Here is an 11,748-nt window from a genome sequence, read left to right on the forward strand (position 1 = left end):
GATAGACCCGACATGAAGACACGCGCCGCCGTCGCCTGGAAGTCCGCCAGCCCCCTGACCATCGAAACCGTCGACCTCGAGGGTCCGCGCGAGGGCGAAGTGCTGGTGGAGATCAAGGCCACCGGCATCTGCCACACCGACTACTACACCCTCTCGGGCGCCGACCCCGAAGGCATCTTCCCCGCCATCCTGGGGCACGAAGGCGCCGGCATCGTGGTGGACGTGGGCCCGGGCGTGACCACGCTGAAAAAAGGCGACCACGTCATTCCGCTGTACACGCCCGAGTGCCGCCAGTGCAAGTTCTGCCTGTCGCGCAAGACCAACCTGTGCCAGAAGATCCGCGCCACCCAGGGCAAGGGCCTGATGCCCGACGGCAGCAGCCGCTTCAGCATCGACGGCAAGCCCATCTTCCACTACATGGGCACCAGCACCTTCAGCAACTACACCGTGGCGCCCGAGATCTCGCTGGCCAAGATCCGCGAGGACGCGCCCTTCGACAAGGTCTGCTACATCGGCTGCGGCGTCACCACCGGCATCGGTGCGGTGATCTTCACCGCCAAGGTGGAAGCGGGCGCCAATGTGGTGGTGTTCGGCCTGGGTGGCATCGGGCTGAACGTGATCCAGGGCGCCAAGATGGTGGGCGCCGACAAGATCATCGGCGTGGACATCAACCCCGCGCGCCAGGAGATGGCCCGCAAGTTCGGCATGACGCACTTCATCAACCCCAAGGAAGTGCCCAATGTGGTGGACGCCATCGTCCAGCTCACCGACGGCGGGGCCGACTACAGCTTCGAGTGCATCGGCAACACGCAGGTGATGCGCCAGGCGCTGGAATGCACGCACAAGGGCTGGGGCCGCAGCATCATCATCGGCGTGGCCGAGGCGGGTGCGGAGATCAGCACCCGCCCCTTCCAGCTGGTGACCGGCCGCAAATGGGAAGGCTCGGCCTTCGGCGGCGCGCGCGGGCGCACCGACGTGCCGAAGATCGTCGACTGGTACATGGAGAACAAGATCAACATCGACGACCTGATCACCCACACCATGCCGCTGGAGAAGATCAACGAGGGGTTCGATCTGATGAAGCGCGGCGAGTCGATTCGCGGCGTGGTCATCTACTGAGAAGCCGATGATGCAAGCCACGCACAGCATCCGGGCCGGCGTGCTCGACGTGGCCTACCACGAGGCGGGCCCGGCCGACGGGCCGCCGGTGGTGCTGATGCATGGCTTTCCCTACGACATCCATGCGTACGCCGAGGTGGCGCCGCTGCTGGCGGCGCGCGGCTGCCGGGTCATCGTGCCGTACATGCGCGGCTACGGCGGCACGCGCTTTCTCGATGCGGCCACGCCGCGCTCGGGCGAACAGGCGGCCTTCGGCGCCGACCTGCTGGCCCTGCTCGATGCGCTGGCCATCCCACGCGCCGTGCTGGCCGGCTACGACTGGGGCGGGCGCGCCTGCTGCGTGGTGGCCGCGCTGTGGCCGCAGCGTTGCGCCGGGCTGGTGTCCCTCAACAGCTACAACATCCAGAACATCGCGCGGGCCATGGAGCCTGACACGCCCGAGAACGAGCGCAGCCTCTGGTACCAGTACTACTTCCACAGCGAGCGCGGCCGCGCGGGCCTGGAACAAGACCGGCGCGGCATCGCCAGGCTGCTGTGGCGCACCTGGTCGCCCACCTGGCGCTTCGACGACGCCACCTTCGAGCGCAGCGCCCCCGCCTTCGACCACCCCGACTTCGTGGAGGTGGTGATCCACTCCTACCGCCACCGCTTCGGCCTGGTGGCTGGCGACGCGGCCTATGCCGACATCGAAGCCCGGCTGGCCCGCCGGCCCGCCATCGGCGTGCCCAGCATCACCTTCGACGGCGAAGACGACGGCGTACGCCCGCCCGCGGATGCCTCGCAGCACGCCGACCGATTCACCGGCCCGCGCTCGCACCGCATCGTGCCCGGCGCCGGCCACAACCTGCCGCAGGAAAAGCCGCAGCTCTTTGCCGACGCGGTCATGGAGTTGGTGGCGAACCGCATTCCATGAATCTTCAGAACCTCAAGACCCTGTCCTCGCACCGCTGCTTCGGCGGCACGGTGAGCTTCCTCGAACACGAATCGCGAGAAATCGGCCTGCCGATGCGCTTCTCGGTCTTCATGCCGCCGCAGGCCGAAGGCGGCACGCCGGTGCCGGCCCTGCTCTACCTCGCGGGGCTGACCTGCACCGAAGAGACCTTCATGATCAAGGCCGGCGCCCAGCGGCTGGCGGCCGAAGCGGGCCTGGCTCTCATCGCACCGGACACCAGCCCGCGCGGCCCCGCCGCCACGAGCGTGCCGGGCGCCGCGGCGAGCTGGGATTTCGGCATCGGCGCCGGCTTCTACCTGGACGCGACCCAGGCGCCCTGGTCCACCCACTGGCGCATGGAAAGCTGGCTCATGGCCGAGCTCCTGCCCGGCCTGCCCGCGCATTTCGCGCTGGACGCTTCACGCATCGGCATCTTCGGCCACTCCATGGGCGGCCACGGCGCGCTCACGCTGGCGCTGCGCCACCCGGGGCGCTTCCAATCGCTGTCGGCATTCGCGCCGATCTGCGCGCCCACCGAGTGTCCATGGGGCATCAAGGCATTCAGCGGCTACCTGGGCGAGGACCGCAGCACCTGGCTGGCGCACGATGCCTCGGCGCTGATGCACTCGCAGGCGGCAGCGCCCTACCCCGGCGGCATCCTGGTCGACCAGGGCCTGGCCGATTCATTCCTGGCCGAGCAGTTGCATCCGGAAAAGCTGGAGGCCGCCTGCCGCGCGGTGGGCCAGCCGCTGACCTTGCGCCGGCATGCGGGCTACGACCACGGCTACTACTTCATCCAGAGCATGATGGCCGACCACCTGGCCCACCACGCGCGCGCACTGGTCGAGCGGCGCAACTAGCCGGGCCGCCGGCCACTGCTAGAACAGGCTGCCCTGCCCCTGCGCCCCAGGTGGCCGGAATGCGCCAAGGTCCATCGCGATGCGCTCGCGGTTGAAGCCGATGCGGCGGGTCGCCTTCTCGAAGCGCTGTGCGATCAGCGCCGACCAGGGGCCCGTGCCCTTCATGCGCGTGGCGAAGTCCGAGTTGTAGTCCTTGCCGCCGCGCATGTCGTGGATGCGCGCCATGACCCGCTCGGCGCGCTGCGGGTAGTGCACCTGCAGCCACTCCTTGAACAGCGGCGCCACCTCCCAGGGCAGGCGCACCACGTTGTAGAAGGCGCTGCGCGCGCCGGCCTCCCACGCGGCCTCGAGCACGTGCTCCAGGTCCTCGTTGATGAAGGGAATCTGCGGCGATGCACTCACGCCCACCGGCACGCCCGCCTCGGCCAGCGTGCGGATGGTGCGCAGCCGCCGGTGCGGCGCGGCAGCGCGCGGCTCGAGCTTGCGGGCCAGCTCGTCGTCGAGCGTGGTGATGGTGACGTACACCGCCGCCAGCTGCTGTGCCGCCATGGGCGCGATCAGGTCGAGGTCGTGCTCCACCGCGCTGGACTTGGTGACCAGCGCGAAGGGATGGCGGCATTCGCGGAGCACCTCGATCACCGAACGCGTCAGCCGCAGCTCGCGCTCGATCGGCTGGTAGCAGTCGGTGGCGGTGCCGATGGCGATCTGGCTGGGCCGGTAGTTCCTGCGGCCCAGTTCCTCGCGCAGCACTTGCGCCACGTTGCGCTTGGCGATGAGTTTGGTCTCGAAGTCCAGGCCGGGCGACAGGTTGAGGTAGCTGTGGGTGGGGCGGGCAAAGCAATAGATGCAACCGTGCTCGCAACCGCGGTACGGGTTGAGCGAGCGGTCGAAGGGCACGTCGGGCGAGTCGTTGGCGCTGAGCACCGACTTCACATCCTCGAAGCGCACCTCGGTCTGCAGCGGCGGCGCCTCGGCCAGCTCGGCCTGCGATTCATCCAGCGTGCCCCAGCCATCGTCGTAACTGCTGCGCTGCTCGCTCTCGAAGCGGTGCGCCAGGCGCGAGGCGGCGCCGCGGCCCTTGATGGCGTGCAGGGGAATGAAGGCTTCGTCAGGCATCGCAATACTGTACTTATATACAGTAAGCACCGGTGGGCCGAGCTTTGCATGCCCCGCCGCCCAAGGCAGGTATTGCGGCCCCCGCGACAATCCCGCCCATGCCCCGCCGCCCAGAAAACATCTACCCGCGCTATCACGCGCATGTCTATTTCGGCCCCGCCACGGTGGAGCAGGCCCGCGCCCTGCGCGAGCTGGCCATGGTCGAGTTGGCGTCCGCGGCCAGCATCGGCCGCTTCCACGAAAAGCTCGTGGGGCCGCATCCGCACTGGAGCTTCCAGATGGCCTTTGGCGCCGAGAGCTTCGAGCAGGTCATCGGCTGGCTCGAAACGAAGCGGGCCGGGCTGGACGTGCTGGTGCACGGCGAAACCGGCGACGACTACGCCGATCACACGGCGCACGCCATGTGGCTGGGCAACGATGCGCCGCTCGACCTGAGCGGATTCACGCCCAAGAACGCGTAGAACGTTCGCCGCGTCAGCACGTAGCGCGCAGGGTGGTCAACTCTTGAAGATCGCCTCGAGGTCCACCGGTTCGTCGCCGCCATCGAGCTTCATGCTGCGCTCGATGTGGTCGAGGTGTTGCAGCATCAGCCTCTCCGCGCGCGAGGCATCGCGCTTGCCGATGGCGTCGATGATCTGCGAATGCTCGTCCGCCCGGCAGCTCGTGGCCGTTGGTGCGTCGTAGAGAAAGATCATCAGGCAGGTCAGCATCGACAGCTCGCGCATGCTGCGCGCCAGCGCGGTGTTGCCGGCCAGCTCCGCCGCGAGCGAATGAAACTCGCCTGACAGGCGAATGACCGCGCGCTTGTCGTCGCGCCTGCGTGCGTCCAGCTCCAGCTCCTGGTGCTGGCGCAGCTTCGCCAGCTTCTCGGGCGTGAGGGTGCCGATCAGCCGGCGCAGCACGGCAGGCTCGATCAGCCGGCGTGCCTCGAACACATCCAGCGTCTGCTCGACGGTGGGCCGTGCCACATAGGCGCCGCGCTGCGGGAATATCTCCACGATCTGCTCATGCGCCAGCCGGGCCAGCACTTCGCGAATGCGCGCCCGGCTCACGTTGAAGATCTCGGCCAGCCGCTCCTCCCCCAGCTTGGTGCCGGGGTGCAGCCGGTGCTCCAGGATGGCGACGTAAATCTTCTCGTAGATCTCGTCGTGCGTGTTCTCACGCTGCAGCCGCGCTTGCGAAGTGCCGCGGCGGGCGGTTCGGGTCGACGGCGGCGGCATGTGCGCGGCGCTTGTACGAACGCGCCCTCGGCTTTCGATGGCCGCGCGCAGCGGATCCTCTTCTTCGCTGCTCATCGCCGGCACATCTTCTCGTTCATGGAGCCATTCTGTGGCCGGTGTAATTTTTTGTCGACAGTAGTGTTAACACTTAAACCGAGACGAATATTGTTGACCATCATGTCGACATCGCGGTTGCCAACCTCGATGACATTGGCCCGAAGCTTGCGTCAGGCAGACCTCATAGGGGATTCCTGCCGAATTGCACCGCCGAGGGGCAAGGCCTCATGGACCCACACATTGTCAACAGTCATGTCGAACAAAATGCACAAAGCTGGTGCCAGCAGGAGTCTCGGATGAGGGGACTGGACCTGGTGCTTCGAAATGCCCGCGTGGCCACGGCGGCCGACACCTTCGAGGCCGACATCGGCATCGCGGGCGGCCGGATCGTCCAGATCGGACAGCAATTGCCCGCCGGCACGCGCGAGATCGACGCCGCCGGCCGCGTGGTCACGCCCGGCGGCGTGGATGCGCACTGCCACCTCGACCAGCCCATGGCTCCGCCCGTGCGCATGGCCGACGACTTCGACACCGGCACCCGCGCCGCCGCCTGCGGGGGCACCACCACGGTGATCCCTTTTGCTGCGCAGGAAAAAGGCCAGTCGCTGCGCGCCGCGGTGCAGGACTACCACCGCCGCGCCGAGGGCAAGGCGCACGTGGACTATGCCTTCCACCTGATCGTGAGCGACCCCACCCCGAAGGTGCTGAACGAGGAACTGCCGGCACTGATCCGCGAGGGCTACACGTCCTTCAAGATCTACATGACCTACGACGATCTGAAGCTGGACGACGGCCAGATCCTCGACGTGCTGGCCGTGGCGCGCCAGCACGGCGCCATGGCGATGGTCCATGCCGAGAACGCCGACTGCATCGAGTGGCTGACCAAGCGGCTGGAACTGGCCGGGCGCATCGCACCGCGCTTTCATGCGCACTCGCGTCCCATGCTGGTGGAGCGCGAGGCCACGCACCGCGCCATCTCGCTGGCCGAGCTGGTGGATGTGCCCATCCTGATCGTGCACGTCTCGGGCCGTGAGGCGGTGGAGCAGATCCGCTGGGCGCGCGCCCACGGCCTGAACGTGTTTGCCGAGACCTGCCCGCAGTACCTGTTCCTCACCGCCGAAGACTTGGGGCTGGACGACAGCTACCACGGCGCCAAGTGCGTGTGCAGCCCGCCGCCGCGCGACAAGTCCAACCAGGAAGTGATCTGGGCCGGCCTGAACGACGGCCTGTTCACCGTCTTCAGTTCCGACCACGCGCCCTTCAAGTACGACGCGCCCGAGGGCAAGAAGCCCGGCGGCGAGGAAGTGGCCTTCCGCCACATTCCCAACGGCATCCCCGGCATCGAGACCCGTCTGCCATTGCTCTATTCGGAAGGCGTGCTGGGCGGGCGCATGACGATCAACAAGTTCGTCGAGCTCACCGCCACCAACCCCGCCAAGGCCTACGGCCTGCACCCGCGCAAGGGCACCATCGCGGTGGGCAGCGACGCCGACCTGGTGGTGTGGGACGAGCGCGAGTTCGTGCTGTCCAACGACCACCTGCACCACGCGGTCGACTACACGCCCTACGCCGGCCAGCGCCTGCGCGCCTGGCCCGCTCTCACGCTCAGCGGCGGCGAGGTGGTGTGGGACGGCGCCTTCCATGCCCGCGCCGGGCGCGGACGCTTTCTTGCATGCGGCACGCCCAGCCTGATGCCGGCGCGCGCCGGAGCCCGCGCATGACAGCCCAATTTGATTTCCCTCCCTGCCTGTTCAACCCTTCCACCTCACGGAGTTGTTCCACCATGAAGAATAGATTCATCCGCCTGCTCCCGGCACTGGCAGTCGCTGCCGCCCTGGCCCTGCCCGCCCAGGCGCAGGAGCGCGTCAAGCTGAAGGTCATCGGCCAGCCTCTGGCCACCGGCCTGATCCAGAAGAACAAGGAACAGCCCTTTTTCGAGCACTTCGCCGAAAAGACCGGGTTGCCGATCGACGCCGACTACAAGCCCATCGATACGCTGGGCATCAAGGACACCGAGCAGTTGCGCGTGATGAAGGCCGGCCTGTTCGACATCGTGTCGCTGCGGGTTTCGCAAAACTCGCGGGACGAACCCACGCTGCTGGGCCTGGACCTGGTGGGCGCAAGCCCCGACTACGCCACCGGCCGCAAGGTTTCCAAGGCCTACTTCGACACGGTGGACGCGCGCCTGCAGCAGCAGTTCAATGTGAAGCTGCTGGGCGTGTGGCCCTTCGGCCCGCAGATCCTCTTTTGCAAGAAGCCGATCAGCAAGCTGGCGGACATCAAGGGCCTGAAAGTGCGTGTCTACGACCAGAACCTGGCCAAGTTCATCGAATTGGCTGGCGGCACCCCGGTGCCCGTTTCCTTTGCCGACACGCACCAGTCGCTGTCGCTGGGTGTGGTGGACTGCGCCATCACCGGCCCTTCCAGCGCCAATTCCGCGGGCTGGCCTGAAGTGACGACGCACCAGTTGCCGCTGGGCTTCCAGATGGCACTCAACGGCTACGGCATTTCGATGAAGGCCTGGAAGAGCCTGAAGCCTGACCAGCAAGCCAAGCTCCAGGCCGCCTTCAACGCGCTGAGCGACGACATCTGGAAATACTCCGAGGAGCTGTTCCAGGACGCGCTCAACTGCAATGCCGGCAAGGACCCCTGCACCACCGGCAAGAAGTTCAAGCTGACCGACGTGCCGGTGACGCAGGCCGATGGCGACCTGATCCGCAGCGCGGTGACCAAGGTCTCCTTCCCGGCCTGGGCCGAGGTGTGCGACAAGTCCAACCCGGGTTGCTCGCAGAAGTGGACCGCCACCGTCGCGCCGGTCATCGGCCTGAAGTAAGGCCCGCACCGACCTGAAGGAGACACCGAGATGAGCGCTGCACCTCCGCTGCACGCGCCGGACGCCGCCCCCGCGGCGGCCCGGGCGGCCCCGACCACGAAGAAGGGCTTCAACATGAAGGATCGGATCGAAACTCTGCTGGCCACCGTCTTCGGCGGCATCTTCCTTGCGCTGTCCGTGGTGGTCGCGGTCGAGACCATCAGCCGCAAGCTGTTCAATGTCTCGCTGCAAGGCGCGGACGAACTGGGAGGGTATGCGCTCGCGGTCGGCTCGACCATTGCCTTCAGCCTGGCGCTGATGGGCCGCAACCACATCCGCGTGGACGTGTTTCACGAGAAGTTCTCGCGCCGCACCCAGGCGCTGCTGAACTGGCTTTCGATCGTCACGATTGCGGCCCTCGGCGCCTTCATCGCCTGGATCGCCTTCCAGGTCATCGGCGACACGCTGCAGTACCGCAGCACGGCGCAGACGCCGTGGGCCACGCCGCTGATCTATCCGCAGGCCGTCTGGTACGCGGGCCTGGTGATCTTCGCGCTCGTGGCCGTCGGCTATGCCGCGCGCGCCACGGTGCTTCTGTTCACCAGTCGCATTGAAACCCTGAACCACGACTTCCATCCCAAGAGCGCCAAGGAAGAACTCAAGGAAGAGCTGGACGATCTCGCCTCGCGCCAGGGCGGCGAACAGCCACAAGAGGGAGCCAGGCCATGAACGTCGCCGTCATCGGATTCGCCTTTTTCGCCATGATCGGCCTGATGCTGGTGGGCATTCCCATCGCCGTCTCGATGGCACTGGTGGGCATCATCGGCGGCATCGCCGCCTACGGCACACCCTTCATGGACTCGATCGCGCCGGTGGTCTGGGGCGTGCAGAACGAGAACCTGCTGACCTCGATTCCGCTGTTCGTGCTGCTGGGCGAACTCCTGCTGCGCTCGGGCATTGCCGATCGCATGTACATCGCCCTGTCGGCCTGGCTGGGCCGGCTGCCGGGCGGCCTGCTGCACACCAACATCGGCAGTTGCGCCCTGTTCGCGGCCACCTCGGGCTCGTCCGTGGCAACCGCCGCTACCGTGGGTACCGTGGCGCTGCCTTCGCTGCGCAAGCGCGGCTATTCGATGCGCGCCTCGCTCGGCTCGCTGGCTGCCGGTGGCACGCTCGGCATCCTGATTCCGCCGAGCGTGAACATGATCGTCTACGGCTCGCTCACCAACAACTCGATCGGCAAGCTGTTCATCGCCGGCATCATTCCGGGCCTCCTGCTCACCGGCTGCTTCATGCTGTGGATCTGGATCTCGTCGGTGATGAGCGGCGACGTCAAGCGCGAAGAAAAGGTGCCGCTGCAAGAGCGCATTCGTGTGCTGCGCTACCTGGTGCCGCCGATGGTGGTGTTCGGCATCGTGATGGGCAGCCTGTACTTCGGCATTGCCACCACCACCGAAAGCGCGGCGCTGGGCGTGATCGCCGCCCTGTTCTTCGTGTGGCAATCGGGCAAGCTGAGCTGGGAAGTGCTGCGCACCTGCTTCATCTCGACCGCACGCGTCAGCGGCATGATCCTGCTGATCATCACCGCGGCTTTCATCCTCAACCTCACCATCAGCCTGACCGGCGTGGCGGAGGCGATGACCAAGTGGGTGGCCGGGCTGGGCCTTTCCGCCACCGGGCTGATCCTGGCGCTGATCGTGTTCTACCTGATCCTGGGCATGTTCATGGACGTGCTGTCGATGCAGGTGGCCACCATCCCGATCACCTACCCGATCGCGGTGGCGCTGGGCGTCGATCCGATCTGGTTCGGCATCTTCATCGTGCTGATGTGCGAGCTGGGCCTGATCACGCCGCCGGTGGGCATGAACCTGTTCGTGGTGCACGGCATCCGGCCCGACAAGGGCGGGCTGGAAGACGCGATCTGGGGCGCCCTGCCCTACGCGGCCATCATGATCCTGTTCACCATCCTGCTCCTGTTCGTGCCCGGCCTGGCCACGTGGCTGCCCGGGAAGATGTAAGGCCCGCGCGAATGAGCCAAGCTGAAGAACTCTGGGCCCTGCCCGCCACCACGCTCGCGCAGCGCTATCGCGAGGGCAGCCTCTCCCCGGTCGCGGTGGTGCAGGCGGTCCAGGCCCGCATCGATGCCGTCAACCCGCGGCTGAACGCCATCGTGTCGCGGCGCGACGCCGCGGCGCTGGCCGAGGCCCACGAGAGCGCCCGCCGCCTGGCCGAGGGACGCCCGCTGTCCATGCTCGACGGCATTCCGCTCACGGTGAAGGACAGCCTCTACCTGGACGGCCTGCCCACCACCTGCGGCACGCCGGCGCTGGCGGCGCACCAGCCCGGCCACGACGAACTGGCGGCAGCGCGTGCGCGCGAGGCCGGCGCGCTCATCCTCGGCAAGACCAACGTGCCGGAATTTGCCAACGACGGCTACACCGCCAACCCGGTGTTCGGCGTGACCGGCAACCCGTGGGCGCCCGAGCTCACGCCGGGCGGATCCAGCGGCGGCGCGGTGGCAGCGGTGGCCGCCGGCATGGGCCCGCTGGCCATTGCGCAGGACGGGGGCGGATCGATTCGCCGACCGGCTTCGCACACCGGCTTGGTCGGCCTCAAGCCTTCGCTGAGCGCCTGGCCGCGCATCCGGCAGCTGCCAGGGCTGCTGCTGGACTTGGACTGCATCGGCCCGGTGGGCCGCACCGTGGCCGACGTGCGCATGCTGTTCGAGCTGCTGCGCGGCCCCGACGCGGCCGACCGCTCGTCGCTGTCGGCGGCCTGGGCGGCGCAGCACCGCACGCGGCCCACCACGCAGCCGCTGCGCGTGCTCTATGTCGAGCACCTGAACGCCAATCCGCTGGACCGGCAGATCGCCGCCAGCTGCCGCGCCGCCGTGCAGCAGCTGGCAGCGCTGGGCCACCATGTGGAAGACGGCGAGCTGCCGGTGGACGTCGGCTACCTGATGCAGGCCTGGCCCGAGATCGGCCAGGTGGGCCTGGCGGCCATGTTCGAGCAGCATCCCGACTGGGAAGCCCAAGCCAGCGCCAAGTACCGCGAAGGCGCTGCCGCCGGGCGCCGCGTGTCGGGCGCGCGCGTGTGGCAGATCATGGAGCGCGTGCGCCAGCTGCGCCGCGAGTCGGTCGCCATGTTCGAGCGCTTCGACGTCATTGCCATGCCCGCGGCAGCGGCCCTGCCCTGGCCCGCGCACGAGGCCTACCCCACGCACATCGACGGCCAGGCAGTGGGCCCGCGCGGGCACGCCGCCTACACCGGCTGGGTCAATGCGGCGGGACTGCCGGGGTTGTCGGTGCCCGCGGCGCCGTCGCGCGAAGGGCTGCCGATCGGCCTGCAGCTCATCGGCCCCTATGGCGGCGATGATCTGCTGCTCGAACTGGGCGCGGCCTACGAAGCCGCCGCGCCCTGGGCCGACCGCTGGCCCGCGCTTTGACGACCGCAAGAGAAAAGAGAACCATCGAGACATGAGCATCATCGACGACACCGTCAACCGCCTGGTGGCCGCACGCCGCCATGGGCAGACCACCCCCGCCGGCGGCGCAGCGCTGCCCGACGCCGACGCCGCCTACGCGGTGCAGGCCGGCGTGGGCCGCGCGCTCGGCTGGTTCGCCGGCCTGCCGG

Annotated in this window: 11 protein-coding genes; 9 read left to right on the plus strand and 2 right to left on the minus strand. The window is 67.8% G+C overall.

What is annotated here, in order from left to right; genetic code table 11:
* Positions 1–12: 12 nt before the first annotated feature.
* The 3 genes from VSO01S_RS18060 to fghA are packed head-to-tail and all read left to right on the plus strand — an operon-like array spanning position 13 to position 2,910.
* Positions 13–1,119 carry an S-(hydroxymethyl)glutathione dehydrogenase/class III alcohol dehydrogenase gene (locus VSO01S_RS18060; protein WP_068644202.1) on the plus strand — a complete coding sequence of 369 codons (1,107 nt, stop codon included), beginning with the start codon at positions 13–15 and terminating at the stop codon, positions 1,117–1,119.
* Positions 1,120–1,126: 7 nt separating this feature from the next.
* A complete protein-coding gene (locus VSO01S_RS18065; RefSeq protein ID WP_153305304.1) occupies positions 1,127–2,032 on the plus strand; it encodes an alpha/beta fold hydrolase in 906 nt (301 codons plus the stop codon).
* Positions 2,029–2,910, plus strand: coding sequence for an S-formylglutathione hydrolase (gene fghA, locus VSO01S_RS18070; RefSeq protein ID WP_068644203.1), 882 nt, complete (start codon positions 2,029–2,031; stop codon positions 2,908–2,910). Before VSO01S_RS18065 ends, fghA begins: the two co-directional genes overlap by 4 nt.
* An 18-nt stretch (positions 2,911–2,928) precedes the next feature.
* Here the strand turns inward: fghA and VSO01S_RS18075 are convergent, their stop codons facing one another.
* Positions 2,929–4,026: a PA0069 family radical SAM protein gene (locus VSO01S_RS18075; protein ID WP_068644204.1), complete on the minus strand. Its 1,098-nt coding sequence runs from the start codon at positions 4,024–4,026 to the stop codon at positions 2,929–2,931.
* A gap of 98 nt (positions 4,027–4,124) precedes the next feature.
* Here VSO01S_RS18075 and VSO01S_RS18080 point away from each other — a divergent pair, with 98 nt between their 5' ends.
* On the plus strand, positions 4,125–4,487 hold the full coding sequence (locus VSO01S_RS18080) for a DOPA 4,5-dioxygenase family protein (RefSeq protein ID WP_068644205.1): 363 nt from the start codon (positions 4,125–4,127) through the stop codon (positions 4,485–4,487).
* Between the two features lie 36 nt (positions 4,488–4,523).
* Here VSO01S_RS18080 and VSO01S_RS18085 read toward each other — a convergent pair whose 3' ends face one another.
* The gene (locus VSO01S_RS18085) at positions 4,524–5,246 is read right to left on the minus strand and encodes a GntR family transcriptional regulator (RefSeq protein ID WP_068644212.1); all 723 of its coding nucleotides are present in this window, start codon (positions 5,244–5,246) and stop codon (positions 4,524–4,526) included.
* A gap of 353 nt (positions 5,247–5,599) precedes the next feature.
* Here VSO01S_RS18085 and hydA point away from each other — a divergent pair, with 353 nt between their 5' ends.
* The 5 genes from hydA (at position 5,600) to VSO01S_RS18110 (ending at position 11,560) form a co-directional block, all read left to right on the plus strand.
* Positions 5,600–7,024 (plus strand): dihydropyrimidinase, encoded by a 1,425-nt coding sequence (hydA, locus tag VSO01S_RS18090; protein ID WP_068644206.1) that lies wholly within the window; start codon positions 5,600–5,602, stop codon positions 7,022–7,024.
* A 62-nt stretch (positions 7,025–7,086) separates the two neighbouring features.
* Positions 7,087–8,136 carry a TRAP transporter substrate-binding protein gene (locus VSO01S_RS18095; protein WP_068644207.1) on the plus strand — a complete coding sequence of 350 codons (1,050 nt, stop codon included), beginning with the start codon at positions 7,087–7,089 and terminating at the stop codon, positions 8,134–8,136.
* Positions 8,137–8,166: 30 nt separating this feature from the next.
* On the plus strand, positions 8,167–8,844 hold the full coding sequence (locus VSO01S_RS18100) for a TRAP transporter small permease subunit (protein ID WP_084241950.1): 678 nt from the start codon (positions 8,167–8,169) through the stop codon (positions 8,842–8,844).
* A complete protein-coding gene (locus VSO01S_RS18105) occupies positions 8,841–10,133 on the plus strand; it encodes a TRAP transporter large permease (protein ID WP_068644208.1) in 1,293 nt (430 codons plus the stop codon). The genes VSO01S_RS18100 and VSO01S_RS18105 overlap by 4 nt, the downstream gene beginning before the upstream one ends.
* Positions 10,134–10,144: 11 nt before the next feature.
* Positions 10,145–11,560: an amidase gene (locus tag VSO01S_RS18110; protein ID WP_068644209.1), complete on the plus strand. Its 1,416-nt coding sequence runs from the start codon at positions 10,145–10,147 to the stop codon at positions 11,558–11,560.
* Positions 11,561–11,748: the final 188 nt, after the last annotated feature.

The organism is Variovorax soli NBRC 106424 (assembly GCF_001591385.1).
GTDB lineage: Bacteria > Pseudomonadota > Gammaproteobacteria > Burkholderiales > Burkholderiaceae_C > Variovorax > Variovorax soli.